This window comes from Salinirussus salinus, assembly GCF_009831455.1.
GTDB lineage: Archaea > Halobacteriota > Halobacteria > Halobacteriales > Haloarculaceae > Salinirussus > Salinirussus salinus.
In genome coordinates this window covers 1,216,208-1,232,255 of record NZ_WOWO01000002.1, presented here as the reverse complement: position 1 = coordinate 1,232,255, position 16,048 = coordinate 1,216,208, and the positions used below count along the sequence as shown (strand labels likewise).

Here is a 16,048-nt window from a genome sequence, read left to right as displayed (position 1 = left end):
CGCGGGCCGGTCGACGTCCGGACGTGAGCGCGACGACGCTCGTGCGGACGGCGGCCGCCTTCGCTCGCGAGCGCCAGCTCACCGTCGACGCCGCCGGGGTCGCCTTCTACGCGTTCAACTTCCTCGTCGCCCTCGCGGTTCTGGTCTACACTGCCCTCTCCCTGGTCGGGACGGGGAACTTTCTGGTGGTGACCGCCGAGGCCCTGACCGGCGTCGAGACGGCTGCGCTCCGTCGTCTCTTCGAGGAAGTCGGCGGCGACGCGACGGGCCGGCGCCGGGCCGTCGCGCTGGCACTCGCCATCTCCCTGTGGAGCTCCTTCCGGCTGTTCGGAGCTGTCGAGAGTGTCTTCGCCGAGGTGTACCGGACCCGCCAGGACCGCTCGCTGGCCCGCCGACTCCTCGACAGCCTGCTGGTACTCCTGGCGGTCACGCTGACGGTCACAGTGATGGCTGCCGCCGCCTCGCTGTTTCTGTTCCGGACCGAGATACGTGCCTGGGTCGTCGCCGGCCCGCTCGTCGTCTGGGTCGCGCTGGTCGTCCTCTTCTTCCCGGTGTACTACCAGTTCTCGGGACACGACGCCTCGCTCGGCGAGGTGCTCCCGGGCGCCGCCGTCGCCGCCGCGGGCTGGACGCTCTCGGCGCTCGCACTCCGGGTGTACGTCGGCGTCTCGGAGAGCGTCGACCTCTACGGCGTCGTCGGCGCCGTCTTCCTGGTGCTCACCTGGCTGTACGTCGTCGCGCTCTCGCTGCTGATCGGTGTCGTGCTGAACGCGACCCTTGCCGGCCGGCTGGACGACGGCTCCGGAGCCGACGTGGAGTGAGCCCCGCTCCGGGACGGGAACGGCCCTCTCTCAGAGGATGACCGAGACGACCGCCAGCACGATGAAGATGACCACGAGCCACTTCGCGATCTCCATGCTGAGGCCGGCCACGCCCCGGGCGCCGAACACCGCGGCGACGATGGCGAGCACGAAAAAGAGCACTGCCAGCTCCAGGAAATCCCCGGAGAACACCTGCATCGGGAGCTCGGAAGCCAGGGACTGTACCAGGACGGCGGACGCGACCGCGACTGATCCGGTCATGGCCCCTCCGTCTCCGCTGCCGGGCGGGTTTGTTACTTCACCCTTACACCGGTCTCCCGCGCAGGCTATCCGCCGCTCGCCCGTCGGGTTCGTCCTGCGCGCTCACACCGCCCGAAGCCCGTAAGCCAGTCCTATTCGCGTTCCGGTGTGGACCGCGACGGGGCGGCGTTCGCTGACTGCCACGGCGGTGGAGCGTCGCGTCGACTTTCCGGACTGTCCAGGTAGCCGACTCCTCAATCTTTAACCTTCGTCCGTCCATCAGTAGATACCGGAGGTTACAACGATGCCAGAACTATCCGAGCCCGAACTGCCGCCGCTACCGTACGACTACGACGCCCTCGAACCACACATCTCCGAGCAGGTACTCACGTGGCATCACGACACCCACCACCAGGGGTACGTGAACGGCCTCGCGTCCGCCGAGGAGACGCTGGCCGAGAACCGCGAGGCCGGCGACTTCTCCTCGAGTGCCGCCGCGCAGGGTAACGTCACCCACAACGGCTGTGGCCACTATCTCCACACGCTGTTCTGGGAGAACATGCACCCCGACGGCGGCGGCGAACCCGACGGCGACCTCGCCGACCGCATCGAGGAGGACTTCGGCTCCTACGAGGGCTGGAAGGGCGACTTCGAGGCCGCCGCGTCCGCTGCCGGCGGGTGGGCCCTGCTCGTGTACGACCCCGTGGCCAAGCAGCTCCGCAACGTCCCGGTCGACAAGCACGACCAGGGCGCGCTCTGGGGCGCACACCCCATCCTGGCGCTGGACGTCTGGGAGCACTCCTACTACTACGACTACGGCCCGGCCCGCGGGGACTTCATCGACGCCTTCTTCGAGGTCGTCAACTGGGACAAGGTCGCAGACGAGTACGCGACGGTCACCGAGCTGTTCGAGTAAGTCGCTACGACTCTCGCCGTTTTTTGCGCGCTGGTCCGACAGCCGCGGCTGTCGCCCCGCCGGGCCGTATATCGCCCCGCCGGCGCTGTGTGTCGTCCCGCCGGCACCGCGTGCCCACCTGCCGACAAGCGTTTACCTCGGCTCCCGTTGATCGGGGGCTATGGGCGCAGACCGACAGCAGCCGACCGTCCGGCCGGCCGACCCGCCGGGGGACCCATCGGCGCACGCACGGGAGACGGGACCGACTGTCGCCGAGTACGTCGACCTCGCGGCCGACCTCGACGAGGCCGTCGCCGGCGACGTCCGCTTCGACGAGTACGCACAGGTCCTCTACGCCACCGACGGGAGCATCTACCAGGCCAGACCGGCCGGCGTCGTCTTTCCGCGCGATATCGCGGACGTGCGGGCGGCCGTCGGGGTCGCCGCCGACCACGACGTGCCAGTGCTCCCGCGCGGCGCCGGCTCCTCGCTCGCGGGTCAGGCCGTCGGCCCGGGCTGTGTCGTCCTCGATACCTCCCGGCACATGGACGGGCTCCTCTCGGTCGACCCCGAGGCGCGGACGGCGACCGTCCAGCCCGGCATCGTCCAGGACGACCTGGACGCAGAACTCGCGGAGTACGGGCTGAAGTTCGCCCCCGACCCGGCCTCCTCGAACCGCGCGACGGTCGGCGGCTCGATCGGCAACAACTCCACCGGCGCCCACTCGGTTCGCTACGGGATCACCGACGCCTACACCGAGGAAGTGAAAGCGGTCCTGCCGGACGGCTCGCTGCTTCACGCCCGCGAGGTCGTCCTCGACTCCCCGGAGTACGAGGAGATCGTCTCGAAAGACGACCGCGAGGCCCGGGTCTACGAGACCGTCCGGGCGCTCGTCGAGGAACACGAGGCCGAGATCGCGGAGCGGTACCCCGACCTCAAGCGGCGGGTCAGCGGCTACAACCTCGACCGCGTCGTCTACGAGAACGACGAGGGCGAGGAGGTGATCAACCTCGCGAAGCTCTACGTCGGCGCGGAGGGAACTCTGGGCGTGGTCGTCGAGGCGACGCTCGGACTCGTCACCGTCCCCGAGGAGACCGCGCTGGCGCTGTACTGTTTCGATGACCTGGTGGACGCGATGGAGGCGGTCCCCGAGGCCCTGGAGTTCGAGGTCAGTGCGGTCGAGCTGATGGACGACGAGGTGTTCCGGCTGGCCGCGGCCTCCGACGGCTACGCGGAGTACGTCGAGCCCATTCCCGAGGGAACGGCGGCGGCGCTCATGCTGGAGTTCGACTCCGAACTCCACGACGACTTCGAGGCGGCCGTCGCGGCCACCAACGACCACTTCGTCGCCGAGGGGGCGGCCTTCGAAGTCGTCGAGGCCTACACCGAGGCCGACCAGAACGACATCTGGGAGCTCCGGAAGGCGGCCATCCCGCTGCTGATGAGTCTGGAGGGCGACCCCAAGCCCTACCCCTTCATCGAGGACGCCACGGTCCCGCCCGCGGAGCTCGCGGAGTACGTGGGGGAGTTCGAGGAGGTGCTCGAGGACCACGACACCTCCGCAGCCTACTTCGCCCACGCCGGCAGCGGCACCCTTCATATCCGGCCGATCCTCAACCTCAAAACCGACGAGGACATCCAGAAGATGCGGTCGATCGCCGACGACGTGACCGACCTCGTGCTGGCACACCACGGCGCCTTCTCCGGCGAGCACGGCGACGGCATGGCCCGCACGGAGTTCAACCCCAAGATGTACGGGGAGAACCTCTGGACGGCCTTCAAGGAGGTCAAGACGGCCGTCGACCCCGCGTGGCTGATGCACCCGGGCAACGTCGTCTACCGCGACGGCTCCGAGGATGTCGGCCCGGACAGCGACCGCGGCGTCGGCGCGGACATGCGCGAGCACCTCCGTTACGGCCCCGACTACCAGTCACTCGAGCCACAGACCGCTCTGGACTTCGAGGACGAGGGTGGCTTCTCGCATCTCGTCGAGCTCTGTAACGGCTGTGGCACCTGCCGGCAGACCGACTCGAACACGATGTGCCCCACCTTCCGGGCCTCCCGCGAGGAGGTCCAGGCCACCCGCGGCCGGGCGAACATCCTCCGGGCGGCCATCAGCGGCGAACTCCCCGAGGAGGAGCTCTACTCCGACCGCTTCCAGGAGGAGGTACTCGACCTCTGTGTCGGCTGCAAGGGCTGTGCGAGCGACTGTCCGACAGGCGTGGACATGGCGAAGCTGAAAGCCGAACTCAAACACGAGTACCACCAGGAGGAGGGGACCACCCGCCGGGACCGCCTGTTCGGTAACGTCGACCGCGTCAGCCGGCTCGGAAGTGCGCTCGCGCCCGTCTCCAACTGGGCCCAGAAGCTGCCCGGCGCCGACTTCCTCGGCGAGAAGCTGTTCGGGGTCGCGCCCGAACGGGCCCTGCCGACCTTCCGCCGGGAGACGCTGGTCGACTGGTTCCGGGCACGTGGCCCCGGTGTCCCGGAGGCAGAGGCCCGGGACCGGGTGCTCCTCTTTCCCGATACCTACACCAACTACAGCTACCCCGAACCCGGAAAGGCGGCCGTCGAGGTGCTCGAGGCCGCGGGAGTCCACGTCGAGGTGCTCGACCCCGACGACGTCGCGCCGAGCGGCCGGGCGGCCTTCTCGATGGGGCTGCTCGACGAGGCCGGCGAGCGCGCCCGGACGAACGTCGACGCACTCGCCGACCGCGTGGAGGCGGGCTGGTCGGTGCTGTTCGTCGAGCCCTCCGACGCCGTGATGTTCCAGGACGAGTACCTCGATATGCTCGATGGCGAGGCCGTCGAGGCGGTCGCGGCGGGCGCGTACGGGGTCTGCGAGTACCTCCACACCCACCGGGTCCACGACCATCTCGACGCCGACGCGCCCGCGGAGACGCTGACCTACCACGGCCACTGCAACCAGAAGGCGCTCAACCGCGACCACCACGCCGCCGCCGCGCTGCGCCGGGTCGGCTACGACGTCGACGAACTCGACTCGGGCTGTTGCGGGATGGCCGGCTCCTTCGGCTACGAGGCCGAACACTACGACCTCTCGAAGGCCATCGGCCGGATCCTCTTCGAGAAAGTCGAGGAGAGCCCCGGCGAGACGGTCGTCGCCCCCGGCGCGTCCTGTCGCACCCAGCTCGGCGACCGGGAGGGCGGCGAGCGCCCGCCACATCCCGTCGAGAAGGTCCGCGAGGCGCTGGACTGACTGCTCCAGCGGCCGGACTCCCTCTCCTCGAGGACTACTCTTCGAGGGGCTCGACCAGCTCGACGACGTGGCCGTCGGGGTCCTCGACGAAGGCGGTCCGGGCCCCGGCTTCGGGCTGGTCGCCGGGCTCTTTCACGACGCCGTGGTGGTCGATGGCTTCGAAGGCCGCGTCCACGTCCTCGACGCCGACAGCGACGTGGTCCCAGGCGGTCCCCTGCTCGAACTCGCTTTCGCCCTCCGTGTCCGAGAGCTGGAGCTCGAAGCCGTCGCCGTCGGCGACGTAGACGTTCCGGCCGGTTCCGTCGGCGGTGGTGAACTCCCAGGAGCGCTCGAAGCCGAGATTCTCGACGTACCAGTCGGCGAGGCGGTCGGCGTCCGAGACGTTCAGACACACGTGGATCGTCGTGGCGTCCATACCCGGACTCCGCCGGCCCGGCTCTTAAGCCGGCCGGTCTCCGGGGGCACCGGCTCCGCACCCGCGCGTCGATTACTCGTTCCCCCGGGCCGGAACCGTCTGCCGGTCACACGTCGAGCAGGTTCGCGGCCCCTCACTCAGGTAGACCTCCCCGCAGTCCGGGCAGGTGTGGAGCAGCGACCCCGTCTCCCGTTCCCGCGGCTCGGGCCTCTCGCCGTTCTGTTCCGGCTCGCCGTTCCCGAACCGGGCCTGCAGTCGCTGGCGTAGTCTCGACAACACGCGCCCCCGTATCACCTCATCGGGTATAGTGGTGTTGCTTGGTTAACCAATCGTAGCCCAGCCGGCCGCCCGTAGCGACCGCCAGCACTCCGGCCGCGTGGCGGCTCGCTCCTCAGTCGCGCTCGGGGTCGACCCCGGACACCTTGAAGCGCGCACCGCCCGCTGCGGACTCCGTCACCGCCAGGTCCCAGCCGTGGGCGTCGACGACTTTCCTGACGATCGCCAGCCCGAGGCCGGTCCCGGACCCGCTGGCGGTGTACCCTGGCTCGAGCACGCGCTCGCGGTCCTCGTGAGGGATCCCGGGTCCGTCGTCGGCCACGTAGAAGCCGTCCTCGAGGGAGCCGACCGTGACGGCCACCTCGGGGCCGGCGTGCTGGACCGCGTTGCGAAAGAGGTTCTCGAAGACCTGGGCCAGCCGGTCCCGGTCCGCGGAGACGACGCGGTCGACCTCGGTCGCTACCGTCGCGTCCCCGGTCGCGACGGTCGACCAGGCCTCCTCCGCCAGGGTTCCGACGCTGACGGGTTCCGTGCTGTCGATCTCCTCGCCCTCCCTGGCGAGGCTGAGCACGTCGGTGATGATCCGGCGCATCCGGTCGTGGGCGTCGCGTATCTCCGCAAGCTCCTCGGCGATATCGGGGTCGTCGACCCGCTCTCTGAGGGCGTTCGTCCGCCCCAGCGCGACGTCCAGCGGGTTCCGGAGGTCATGGGAGATGACGCTCGCGAACCGGTCGAGCCGTGCGTTCTCCCGCTCCAGGCGGTCACACCGCCGCTCGCGGTCGGTCTCGTCGCGGAGGTGAGCGAGCCGCCCGACCCGCTCGCCCCCGTCGCGGACGGGCGAGAGACTGACTTCGAGGCGCCGGCTTCCGGCCGCGGTTTCGGCCTCGACGACCCCTTCCTGTCCGGCCTCGATCTGCTCACACAGGGCCGGCTGCTCGCCGAGAACGGCCGCCAGCGCCTCGCCGGTCGGCTCCTCGGTTCCGAACCACTCCCGGAACGCCCCGTTGGCGTCGAGGACCAGTCCGTCGTCGACGACGACCAGCGGGTCACCGACTGCGTCGACGACCGCCTCCCGCAGGTCCGGCGACCCGTCACCCATTGCCCTTCGTTGGGGCTGCTGGCACAAATATGTGGGAGAAACCGGACGGCTGTGGACGCCGCGGCCGGCGTGTCGCGATCGGTGTGTTTACCGGCGGGCGCGGCCTTCGCCCGCTATGCCAGTCCCGCGCTCCGCCGTCGACGACGTACGACCGCTTTCCTTCCGGGAACCCGAGGAAGTGCTCGACGAGGACAAGCTCTACACCGTCTACGAGGTGGCCCGGCTCCTCCAGGGGCTCGAACCCGACGCCGACCTCGACCGGGCCACCGAGGACGTCCTGCTCGACTGGGCGATCCCGTGGATGGTCGTCAACCGCGAGGCGCTCGTCTTCGCCGAGCCCGAAGCCGACGACGAGCCGGGCCGCTACGGCCTCGCATGACGGTGCTCGTCGCGGGCGCCCGGGAGGTCGACGCCGGCAAGACCATCTTCTCGACGGGGCTGCTCGCCCGCACCGGTGCCGTCGGCTTCAAGCCCCGCGCCGGCAACGACCGGTGGTTCGACCACGACGACTACCGTCACGCCGTCGAGCGGGGCCGGCTGTTCGGCAAGGACGCCCGCCGGCTCGCGGCCGCCAGCCCCGGCGACCTGGCGCCCGAGGCGATCAACCCCGTCCACCGGCTCTGGGAGCCCACCCCCGGCCGGTCGGGGCCGCTGGGTCGCGAGGGACGCACATTCCTGGTCGACCGCGCCGGCGACCGCTACGTCGTCAACGGCGACCGCCGGCTCCCCGACCGGCTCCGCGAGGGGCTCCCGCTGGCGGACGCCGTTGCCGTCGACTCGCTGGCGGAACTGAACCGCGCCATGGAGCGGTACCACCTGCCGGCGGTCGACGCCGTCGGCGAGGACGTCGCGGCCGTCGACCGGGCGGTCGTGGAGTCCTACGGCGACGTGGCCCGGCCGCTCCAGGACCTCGGCCCCGACGCCGTCGCGGTCGTGGAGCCGACACGGGTCCGGGTCGTCGACGGCGACCGCTACCGGAAGGGGTGTGCGGTCGCCGCGGGCGGCCCCCGCGAGGGGCAACTCGAGGAGCACGTCGGGGACGTGATGGACCTGGTCGACCCCGTGACGACGGTCGACCTGCCGGCGCTTTCGGGCGAGGAGCGCTCGGACCCGGAGACGGTCGCACGCGCCTACGGCGCGGCCTACGACGAGCTGCTGGCGGCCGCGGGCTGGTAGCCGGCGACTGTCGAGTAGCCCCGACTACCGCATCCGGGCGGCCTGCAGGGCGAGTTCGATGTCCTGCCGCGGGTTGTGGTCGACGCTGGGGCCGTGGCCGGTGTGCATCTCCTCCAGATGGTCGACCCGCTCGAGCAGCCGCTGAATGCTGTCGATGAGCAGCTCGCGGTTCCCCTCCGCGAGGTCGGTCCGGCCGAAGCCGCCGTTGGCGAAGACCAGGTCGCCCGCGAACAGGACCCCGGATTCGGGTGCGTACAGGCAGACGTGGTCGTTCTTGTGGCCGGGCGTGTGGATGACCTCGTAGCTGTCGTCGCCGAGCTGGACGGGCTCGTCCTCGGTGAGTTGGCGGTCGACCCCGTCCTGGTCGGTGTCGTACCCCCAGACGTCGACGCCGAAGTCCTCGACCACGTCCGGGAGGTTCCCGACGTGGTCTGAGTGGGTGTGGGTGAGCACGAGCGCGTCGAGCCCGTCGGCGTACTCGCGGACCCCGCTCGCGACGTCGAAGCCGTTGCCAGCGTCGACTAACACTGTCCGCTCGCCGGTCACGAGGAAGACGTTGCTGGTGAAACCCTGAACGGTGGCGGCGAGGTTGCGGATCATGCCCGCCACTCGGAGGGGAGCGTGCTTGTCGGTGACGGTTGTGAGCCGTCGGCGAGGGCTGCAGGCAGTCGGAGCCGCCCGTCGACTGCCCGTGGGCCGGTGGGCCCCGCCTCACTCCTCGAGCAGGAGGTTCCGGAGGATGTTCCCGTAGGCCGGCCGGGTGATGAGCACGCCGATGAGGACGCCGACGATGGTGACGATGGCGAAGCCCTGGAGGTCACCGAGGCTCAACACGGCCAGCGGACTCATCGCGATGATCGTGGTCGCGGCGGCGGCACCGATCACCCAGAACGCCTTCCGGAAGCGGTTCTGGAACACCCGGCCGGTCTTGATCTCCCCGCGCTGGAGGACCTCGTCGGCGATGATCACCAGGTCGTCCACCCCCGTCCCGATGACGGCGATGAAGCCGGCGATGTGCGAGAGGTCGAGCGCCAGCCCGACCGCGGCCGCGAAGCCGAGCAGGATGAACACCTCGGCGATGGCGGTCCCGAGCATCGGGATGGCGACCCGGGGCTCGCGGTAGCGGTAGAAGATGACCCCCGTGACGGTCAGCCACGCGGCCAGCCCGGTCAGCAGCGCCAGCGGCTTGAACGCCTGGGCGAGGCTGGGGGCGAGAAACAGCTGTGACTGGATGTCGAGTTCGGTCGGCAGCGCGCCCGACTCGAGGTTGAGCTTCAGGTTCTGGGCCTCGGAGAAGGTGCGGGTGTTCATGCTGAACCCGCGGGTCTGCAGGAACGCCGCCTCCCCGTCGGGGCCGGGTCGCAGGTCCCCTGCCAGCCCCGCGCTCATGTCGGCCGCGTAGGTCACGTCACCGTCGACGACGGTCAGCAGGCAGTACCCGACGTCCTCCGAGCCATTATAGGCGGCCTCCTGGTCGCAGGCGTTGACCCCCGGTCCGGTGAAGCCGAAGTTCTGCATGGCGTTCGTGAAGTTCGCGGCGGCGGGCTCGGTCAGCGTCACCGGCACCCGCGGCGGGTTCCCCTGGCTGGCCTGCTGGGCCGGTCGGATACCGGCAAAGTCACCCTGTGTCAGAAGCGGTGTCCGCCGGGTGACGGTCTCGTTGTCGACCTCGGTCGGGTAGGCCGCCACGATCTGGATCCGGCCGGGCTCGCCGATGAGCTGTAACACCTCCGACCGGTTCGCGCCCGGTACCTCCGCGACGACGAAGACGTCACCGCCGCCGGAGGTGACCGTCGACACGGTCCCGCCGGTCAGCCCGCCCTGGTTGATCCGCCGCTCCAGCACGCCCGTCGCCGTCTCCCTGGTCTGCTCGGTGACGCCGCTCCGGATGTCCTCGCCCGAGGCGTCGACCCCGACCGCCTGCAGCGCGGCGACGAACTCGGACTGGGTGACGTTTTCGTCGAACACCTCGACAGTGGCCGTCGACTGGGTGGTTCGGCGGACGGTCACGTCGATCTGGTCGAGCCCGAGCTCGGCCGCGACCCCCTGTTCGACATCGCCGACGTTGTCGGCGGTGACCCCGCCGACGCCCTCGGCTGTCATGCCGACCAGTTCGGCCCGCAGGCGCGTGCCGCCGTCGAGTTCCAGCCCGTACTGGAGGTTCGTCGGTCCTTCGGTCTCGCCGGAGGGCACGAAAAGCAACACCCCGCTGGTCACCAGCAGCAGGACGAGCAGGGTGATCCGCCAGTTCTCGCGGAGGTCGAGGTCGGGGCTCATTTCGCGACCCCCTCGTACTTGTAGTAGCGCAGCAGGCTCATGTTCAGCAGGTAGGTGTTCATCAGGTCGGCGGTCAGCCCGACGGCGAGGATCAGCCCGATGGCCGGCAACAGCGGGATCGCGAGCACCGCCGAGACGACGCCCATGACGACCATCGCGGAGATGGAGGTCAGGGTCATCGTGACTCCGGTCCGCCGGGCGCGGTAGGCGCTCTCGTAGAAGCCACCGCGCCGCCGGAGGATGTGGTTGTTCAGCAGGATGTCCGAGTCGACCGAGTACCCGATCAGCATCAACAGCGCGGCGACCACGCCGAGCGTGAGCTGCATCCCGAGGAGATTCATCACCGCGATCGGGATCACGATGTCCGAGAAGGCGGAGAGGACGACGGCGATGGAGGGGATGAAGGTCCGGAACATGAGCCCGACGAGCACGCTCATCCCGACGAAGGCGACGACCAGCCCGATGAGCGCCTCCTGCTGGGCGCTGGCTCCGAACGTCGCCGACCGGCTCTGGACCTGCTCGATCTCGTAGCCGGCCCCCCGGGCGAGCTCTTCGATGGCAGCCGTATCGGTCGCCTGCGTCGTCAGGATGAACGTGTCGCCCGAGGCGGGCTGGACGGACTCGACGGGGATCCCCTCGAAAGTCGCCCGCACCTGTTCGAGGGAGGCGCCAGTCGTAAACCGGACCTCGGAGCCGCCGGTGAAATCGAAGCCGAGCTCGACCGGCGTCCCGTTCATCACGTACCAGCCGCCGATGACCACGAGCGCGAGGACCAGCACCGCCACGGGCACCAGCGCCAGCTGGCGGTTCGTGTAGGGCTCGTAGTCGGCGTCCGGCACCGTGACATCGACCATGCGCCTTGGTGTGCGACCGGCTGGAATAAGCCTTCGGTAATCGTCTTCGGCCCCGCCGGCTGGTGCTTGTGACCCGGTGTCGGGCGGTGCTTGTGGCCCGGTGTCGGGCGCCGCTCGTTCGGGCACAGCCGGCCCCGGTCGCCCGGGCCCGTCAGGGCAGGTAGCGCACGCTGAGGACGCCGTCGGCGGCCCGCACCTCAACCCGTCCGACGCCCAGCCTGGCCGCCCGGGTCAGCGTCGCCTCGTCCTCGACCACGTCGGTCGCGGCCTGCTCGGTCCGCTCGGGCGGGACCGAGATGACGTGGAGTTCTCCCTCGCCGGCCCGCTCGCGGGTGGTCAGCTCCCCAACCTCCTGGTCGGCCGCCAGCTCCCGTGCCTGCTGTGTGGGCCGCTCGGGGCTGTGTTCGACGTCGATTGTCCGGCGGTCGTGTATCTCGGCGACCGTCCAGACGACCTCCATCGGCGGCTGGACCGCCAGGGTTGCCTCGAGCACCTCGTAGACGTCCAGGTCGGGGTTCTCCGCGAGCGTGTGGACCCCGCCGCTGTGGACGTCCTGCAGGACTGCCGTCCCCTCGTCGACGTGTGTGACGACGAACGTCCCCTCCTGCCGGTCGCCGCCCTCGCGGTCGTCGCTAGCGGGGCCGTCACCGCCGGTGTCTGACTCCTCACTCATGGGTCCCCGTAGCGGCGAGCGGGCCTTTCGCGTTTCGCTCTCGGGGCCCGGAGGTTCGGGCCGCTCTCTACGAGATCCTCGCCGGTGGGGGGACGGCCTCCCTGGAGCGCTCCGAGTCGACCCCGGAGCCGGTCACGGAGTGCAGTCAGCACTGCCCGGTAACGGTGCCCCGCACGGTCTCCCGTAGCTCTGCCGCCGTGAGTCCGTACACCGTGTTGCCGTTGGCGTCACGCCGGCGCTCGACCGGCCGGACGGTCCGGCCGTCGACCCGGAGCTCCCAGTCCTCGGGAAAGGTCGTGTTGATGCCGATGAACCGGATAGTGCAGTTACAGACGCGCTCGAGTTCGGGCACGACCTCGTGGGTGTAGGTCCCGTCGGCGAGTCGCGGGGGCTCGTACTCGGGGAGGTCGAGGCGGTCGCGGATGGCCTCGTTCGTGTCCCACCACTCCGGTCGGTCGGCCATGTCGCTCCGATCCGCTGGGGTACTTTTATTTTTTGTTGTCTTTTGCCATGTCACATGGCAACGGAAACCACGAACGAGACGCAGGCGGAGTTCGCGGACGTGGAAGTCGTGGACTGCGACGTCCACGTCAGCTACGCCGAGAACGTCCAGCGCCAGGTCGCACAGCGGATGGACGAACCGTGGGCGGGTTACGCGGACCCCGAGGAGACGCCCGCGCGATACCGGAAACCGTCGCCGGGGCTCCCGAAACCGCTCGGCGGGCGCAAGTCCTTCCACGTCGGTCGGGGGTTACCCCACCGGCAGATGGTGCAGGAAGACCTCGTCGAGGGGCTGGGCGTCGACTACCCGATCCTCAACGTCATCGGCCTCGTGGATACCCTGTTCAAGACCGACCGCGCTATCGAGGAGATGCGCGGGATCAACGACGTGCTGGTCGAGGAATTTCTGGATCACGACGACGACTACCGCGGGCTGATGACGCTCTCGCTGCAGGACCCGGTTCGAACGGCCGAGGAGATCGACCGCCTCGGCGACGAGGACCAGATCGTCGGCGGGTTCGTCTACTACGGCACGAACTACCAGAAGCCCGCCGGCGACCCGAGTCACGACGTCATCTTCCAGGCGCTGGAGGACAACGACCTGACGCCGGCGTTTCACACCTCGAACTACATCCAGAAGGCGACCCACCTCCGCGACCTCGAGAACCTCTTCGCCTGGCACTCGCTGGCGCTGGGATGGGCGGTCCAGGAGGCGACTGTCAGCCTCATCTCCCAGGGCGTCCCGGAGAAGTTCCCCGACCTCGACTTCGTGATGATGGAGGGCGGGGTCGGCTGGCTTCCCTTCCTCATGGGGCGGATGAACCGCGAGTACGGCCAGTGGCGCCAGGAGGTCCCGTACCTGGAGAAGAGTCCGGAACAGTACATCCGTGACCGGTTCTACTTCTCGACACAGCCCGTCGAGGAGTTCGACGACCCGACCCACATGAAGCAGGTACTCGACATCATCGGCACGGAGTCGCTGCTGTTCGCGACCGACTACCCCCACTACGACTTCGACGACCCGTCGGCCATCGACCGCTTCCTCCGGCAGTTCTCCGGGGACGACCGACGGCAGGTGCTCTCCGGGAACGCCAAGGAGGCCTTTGGACTCTCCGTATGAGCGACCACGTCGTCTGTGGGGCCGACGAACTCGACGACGGCGACCACCTGGTCGTCGAGCTCGAGGGCCGGGAGATCGGCGTGTTCCGGGTCGAGGGGGAGTATCTCGCCTACACCAACTGGTGTGCCCACCAGGGCGGCCCCGTCTGTGAGGGCTCTCTGGCGGGAACCACCGAGGCGACCCTCGACCCCGAGACGAGGGACTACGACCTCGACTGGGTCAAAGAGGACCGCGTCCTGCGGTGTCCCTGGCACGCCTGGGAGTTCGACGCGCTGACCGGCGACTGTCTGCACTCCGACCAGTACCGGCTCGTCGAACACGAGGCACGCGTCGAGGACGGCGACCTCGTGGTCTCGCTGTAACTGCAGCCGAGCGTCCCGTGGCGGTGGCAGGGTGTGTCCCGGCGGGTATCGAACGGGTGCAGGGCCGGAGTGGCCGCTTTTATCGGTAGTGACGGTGGAGGAGATAGCCGAGCGCGATGGCCACCAGCGGCGGCACCGCCCCGGTGGCCGGCGACAGCCCGTAGAGGAACTCGACGAGCGGCGCGATAGCGGCTGGCGGGTCGCTCCTGGCCCCCGGCGGGGCCGAAATCACGAGCGCCAGATACAGCGAGAACAGAAAGAGGTAGCCGCTGGCGGCCAGCGCGCCGTCGTAGTCGGCCTTGCCACCCACCCGACGGTGTCGCCGGGCGACCAGCAGGACCGGCGCGGCCAGCGGCGCGACCACGGCCAGCCCGACCACGATATAGAAGGCCCGGACGAAGGTGAAGGTCCCGCCGACGGTTCCGACGGTGTTGGCGACCAGCGTCACCAGCGCCGTCACGAAAAAGAGGACCACGAACGCCGTCAACAGCCCGCCGAGGACGACGTAGGAGCGAAACAGCCGCGAGTCACTTTGCCGGAAGGCGTAGGGGTAGGCACCGAAGAAGCCGCCGTAGCTGCTCGCTCCTTCGGCATCTCCGGGCGCACCCTCGCCGTCGCCGCCGGCCTCGGCGACCCCGCCGTCCGTCGCCGCGCCGTCCTCGCCCTCGCTCATTGCACGCCAGTAGGGCTGGCGGGCGGTTAACTTTTTCAGGCTAAGTTCTCGTCCTCATCGAGCAACGCAGCGACCAGCGGGAGCGAGTAACGCAGTAGGGTGGAGATACAGCCGTCCGCAGCGGACACAAACCACTAAATAACATCACAGACCCATTCACTCGTATGGTCGAGGAGTCGTTCCAGTACCACGCCGAACCGGCCTCCAGGGAGGTTGCCCGGCGTGCGTGGAACGACATCCAGACCTGCCGCGAAGTCTACAACCACGCGCTCACCCAAGACTATCACCCGGCCCCGGACGGCGACAAGCCGTCGTACACCGCGATGCAGAACAAACTCCCCGACTGGAAACGCCAGTGGTCTGAGTGGGGAGAGGTGTACTCGAAGTACCTCCAGATGGCCGTCCGCCGCATCAAGCACGGCGAGACCGTCCTCGACGAACTCGAAACGAAGGGCTACGACGTGGGCGAGTTGAAGTGGAAGGCACCACGGGAGTACCGCAGCATCACCTACAACCAGTCCGGCTTCGACGTGGATAGTAACACGGGTCGGGCTAACCACGCTACTGTGGACTTCTCGAAAATCGGCTGCTTCCACCTCTCGTATCACCGTCCGCTGCCCGAGGACGGCACGATCAAGCAAATCCACCTCAAGAAGCAGAAGACCGGGGAATGGACGGTCAGCATCGTCGTTGATTACGATCCCGACTACCCCGACAAACCCGCCGTCGAGGACATCGAGCCCGAGGACTGCATTGGGATCGACCTCGGCATCCGGTCGTTCGTCCACGATTCGACCGGCAGAGCGGTCGACCGCCTCGACCTCTCAGACGACCGCGAGCGGTTGGAGCGCGAACAGCGGTCGCTCTCCCGCAAGCAACACGGTTCCAAGAACTGGGAACGACAGCGCCGTCGAGTTGCCGACGTGCATCAACGGATGACTGACCGCAAGGACGACTTCAAACACAAGCTTGCGCACTTCTACACCACCGAGTGTGAGGCCGTGTTCGTGGAGGATCTTGACGTGCGGGGGATGCTCGAAGGCGACGGGAACGCGCGGAACAAGGCCGGGGTCGGCTGGCGTGGATTCATCCGCGTTCTCAAACGCCACGGCGAAAAGAACGGCTGTCACGTCGTGGAGGTGGAACCGAACGGGACGACGAAGGAGTGTGCTCGGTGCGGTGTTGAAGTGGAGAAGCCGCTGTGGGTGCGAACGCACTCGTGTCCGTCGTGCGGGTTCGAGACCGACAGGGATCGAAACACTGCGCTCAACGCGTTTTCTCGCGGCCTGGAGGAGCTAGGAGTGGTTCACTCCGAAGACACGCCCGTGGAGACCACGCTCCCTACGGGAACCGACTCGGTTCCTGCAAAGCGCGTCGTGGAAGCGGGAAGCCCCGCCCTCAAGGAGCGAACGGTGTTAGCCGTGAGTGAGTAGAGCGGGGTAGTTCACG

General features: G+C 68.9%; 18 protein-coding genes. 8 read left to right on the top strand and 10 right to left on the bottom strand.

The genetic code is table 11. The annotated features are described in order from the left end of the window. Positions 1-23: 23 nt before the first annotated feature. The gene (locus GN153_RS09680) at positions 24-821 is read left to right on the top strand and encodes a YihY/virulence factor BrkB family protein (protein ID WP_159902090.1); all 798 of its coding nucleotides are present in this window, start codon (positions 24-26) and stop codon (positions 819-821) included. A 30-nt stretch (positions 822-851) separates the two neighbouring features. Here the strand turns inward: GN153_RS09680 and GN153_RS09675 are convergent, their stop codons facing one another. Then, a complete protein-coding gene (locus GN153_RS09675) occupies positions 852-1,082 on the bottom strand; it encodes a DUF1328 domain-containing protein (protein ID WP_159902088.1) in 231 nt (76 codons plus the stop codon). Between the two features lie 283 nt (positions 1,083-1,365). Between GN153_RS09675 and sod the strand changes: the two genes are divergently transcribed. Both sod and GN153_RS09665 read left to right on the top strand, forming a co-directional pair. After that, entirely contained in the window at positions 1,366-1,977 is a 612-nt protein-coding gene (gene sod / locus GN153_RS09670; protein ID WP_159902086.1) for a superoxide dismutase, read from the top strand. 160 nt (positions 1,978-2,137) lie between these two features. Next, on the top strand, positions 2,138-5,173 hold the full coding sequence (locus tag GN153_RS09665) for an FAD-binding and (Fe-S)-binding domain-containing protein (RefSeq protein WP_159902084.1): 3,036 nt from the start codon (positions 2,138-2,140) through the stop codon (positions 5,171-5,173). Between the two features lie 34 nt (positions 5,174-5,207). Here GN153_RS09665 and GN153_RS09660 read toward each other — a convergent pair whose 3' ends face one another. From GN153_RS09660 to GN153_RS09650, 3 genes are all read right to left on the bottom strand, one after another. Beyond that, on the bottom strand, positions 5,208-5,588 hold the full coding sequence (locus GN153_RS09660) for a VOC family protein (protein WP_159902082.1): 381 nt from the start codon (positions 5,586-5,588) through the stop codon (positions 5,208-5,210). 72 nt (positions 5,589-5,660) lie between these two features. After that, a complete protein-coding gene (locus GN153_RS09655; protein WP_159902080.1) occupies positions 5,661-5,864 on the bottom strand; it encodes a hypothetical protein in 204 nt (67 codons plus the stop codon). 115 nt (positions 5,865-5,979) lie between these two features. Further along, positions 5,980-6,963: a two-component system sensor histidine kinase NtrB gene (locus GN153_RS09650; RefSeq protein ID WP_159902078.1), complete on the bottom strand. Its 984-nt coding sequence runs from the start codon at positions 6,961-6,963 to the stop codon at positions 5,980-5,982. A 115-nt stretch (positions 6,964-7,078) separates the two neighbouring features. Here GN153_RS09650 and GN153_RS09645 point away from each other — a divergent pair, with 115 nt between their 5' ends. Both GN153_RS09645 and GN153_RS09640 read left to right on the top strand, forming a co-directional pair. Then, positions 7,079-7,342 carry a DUF5827 family protein gene (locus GN153_RS09645; protein ID WP_159902076.1) on the top strand — a complete coding sequence of 88 codons (264 nt, stop codon included), beginning with the start codon at positions 7,079-7,081 and terminating at the stop codon, positions 7,340-7,342. Then, entirely contained in the window at positions 7,339-8,139 is an 801-nt protein-coding gene (locus tag GN153_RS09640) for an ATPase (RefSeq protein WP_159902074.1), read from the top strand. Before GN153_RS09645 ends, GN153_RS09640 begins: the two co-directional genes overlap by 4 nt. A gap of 24 nt (positions 8,140-8,163) precedes the next feature. Here GN153_RS09640 and GN153_RS09635 read toward each other — a convergent pair whose 3' ends face one another. The 5 genes from GN153_RS09635 to GN153_RS09615 form a co-directional block, all read right to left on the bottom strand. Beyond that, the gene (locus tag GN153_RS09635; protein ID WP_159902072.1) at positions 8,164-8,739 is read right to left on the bottom strand and encodes an MBL fold metallo-hydrolase; all 576 of its coding nucleotides are present in this window, start codon (positions 8,737-8,739) and stop codon (positions 8,164-8,166) included. Between the two features lie 111 nt (positions 8,740-8,850). Then, on the bottom strand, positions 8,851-10,416 hold the full coding sequence (locus tag GN153_RS09630) for a preprotein translocase subunit SecD (protein ID WP_159902070.1): 1,566 nt from the start codon (positions 10,414-10,416) through the stop codon (positions 8,851-8,853). Further along, positions 10,413-11,270: a protein translocase subunit SecF gene (secF, locus tag GN153_RS09625; protein ID WP_159902068.1), complete on the bottom strand. Its 858-nt coding sequence runs from the start codon at positions 11,268-11,270 to the stop codon at positions 10,413-10,415. Before secF ends, GN153_RS09630 begins: the two co-directional genes overlap by 4 nt. A gap of 151 nt (positions 11,271-11,421) precedes the next feature. Continuing rightward, complete coding sequence (locus tag GN153_RS09620) at positions 11,422-11,943, bottom strand: DUF5812 family protein (protein ID WP_159902066.1); 522 nt, start codon at positions 11,941-11,943, stop codon at positions 11,422-11,424. A gap of 145 nt (positions 11,944-12,088) precedes the next feature. Next, positions 12,089-12,406: a hypothetical protein gene (locus GN153_RS09615; protein WP_159902064.1), complete on the bottom strand. Its 318-nt coding sequence runs from the start codon at positions 12,404-12,406 to the stop codon at positions 12,089-12,091. A 54-nt stretch (positions 12,407-12,460) separates the two neighbouring features. Here GN153_RS09615 and GN153_RS09610 point away from each other — a divergent pair, with 54 nt between their 5' ends. Continuing rightward, complete coding sequence (locus GN153_RS09610) at positions 12,461-13,564, top strand: amidohydrolase family protein (RefSeq protein ID WP_159902062.1); 1,104 nt, start codon at positions 12,461-12,463, stop codon at positions 13,562-13,564. Beyond that, complete coding sequence (locus GN153_RS09605) at positions 13,561-13,926, top strand: Rieske (2Fe-2S) protein (protein WP_159902060.1); 366 nt, start codon at positions 13,561-13,563, stop codon at positions 13,924-13,926. Before GN153_RS09610 ends, GN153_RS09605 begins: the two co-directional genes overlap by 4 nt. A 79-nt stretch (positions 13,927-14,005) precedes the next feature. On the opposite strand, the gene GN153_RS09600 is transcribed toward GN153_RS09605, so the two are convergent. Then, a complete protein-coding gene (locus GN153_RS09600) occupies positions 14,006-14,599 on the bottom strand; it encodes a hypothetical protein (RefSeq protein ID WP_159902058.1) in 594 nt (197 codons plus the stop codon). Between the two features lie 164 nt (positions 14,600-14,763). Here GN153_RS09600 and GN153_RS09595 point away from each other — a divergent pair, with 164 nt between their 5' ends. Continuing rightward, positions 14,764-16,032 (top strand): RNA-guided endonuclease InsQ/TnpB family protein, encoded by a 1,269-nt coding sequence (locus GN153_RS09595; RefSeq protein ID WP_159902056.1) that lies wholly within the window; start codon positions 14,764-14,766, stop codon positions 16,030-16,032. The last annotated feature ends 16 nt before the right edge of the window (positions 16,033-16,048 follow it).

Coding starts and splice junctions, on each gene's coding strand:
- GN153_RS09675 (WP_159902088.1), bottom strand. CDS start 1,082: ATGACCGGATCAGTCGCGGTCGCGTCCGCCGTCCTGGTACAGTCCCTG.
- sod (WP_159902086.1), top strand. CDS start 1,366: ATGCCAGAACTATCCGAGCCCGAACTGCCGCCGCTACCGTACGACTAC.
- GN153_RS09665 (WP_159902084.1), top strand. CDS start 2,138: ATGGGCGCAGACCGACAGCAGCCGACCGTCCGGCCGGCCGACCCGCCG.
- GN153_RS09660 (WP_159902082.1), bottom strand. CDS start 5,588: ATGGACGCCACGACGATCCACGTGTGTCTGAACGTCTCGGACGCCGAC.
- GN153_RS09650 (WP_159902078.1), bottom strand. CDS start 6,963: ATGGGTGACGGGTCGCCGGACCTGCGGGAGGCGGTCGTCGACGCAGTC.
- GN153_RS09645 (WP_159902076.1), top strand. CDS start 7,079: ATGCCAGTCCCGCGCTCCGCCGTCGACGACGTACGACCGCTTTCCTTC.
- GN153_RS09640 (WP_159902074.1), top strand. CDS start 7,339: ATGACGGTGCTCGTCGCGGGCGCCCGGGAGGTCGACGCCGGCAAGACC.
- GN153_RS09635 (WP_159902072.1), bottom strand. CDS start 8,739: ATGATCCGCAACCTCGCCGCCACCGTTCAGGGTTTCACCAGCAACGTC.
- GN153_RS09630 (WP_159902070.1), bottom strand. CDS start 10,416: ATGAGCCCCGACCTCGACCTCCGCGAGAACTGGCGGATCACCCTGCTC.
- secF (WP_159902068.1), bottom strand. CDS start 11,270: ATGGTCGATGTCACGGTGCCGGACGCCGACTACGAGCCCTACACGAAC.
- GN153_RS09620 (WP_159902066.1), bottom strand. CDS start 11,943: ATGAGTGAGGAGTCAGACACCGGCGGTGACGGCCCCGCTAGCGACGAC.
- GN153_RS09615 (WP_159902064.1), bottom strand. CDS start 12,406: ATGGCCGACCGACCGGAGTGGTGGGACACGAACGAGGCCATCCGCGAC.
- GN153_RS09610 (WP_159902062.1), top strand. CDS start 12,461: ATGGCAACGGAAACCACGAACGAGACGCAGGCGGAGTTCGCGGACGTG.
- GN153_RS09605 (WP_159902060.1), top strand. CDS start 13,561: ATGAGCGACCACGTCGTCTGTGGGGCCGACGAACTCGACGACGGCGAC.
- GN153_RS09600 (WP_159902058.1), bottom strand. CDS start 14,599: ATGAGCGAGGGCGAGGACGGCGCGGCGACGGACGGCGGGGTCGCCGAG.
- GN153_RS09595 (WP_159902056.1), top strand. CDS start 14,764: ATGGTCGAGGAGTCGTTCCAGTACCACGCCGAACCGGCCTCCAGGGAG.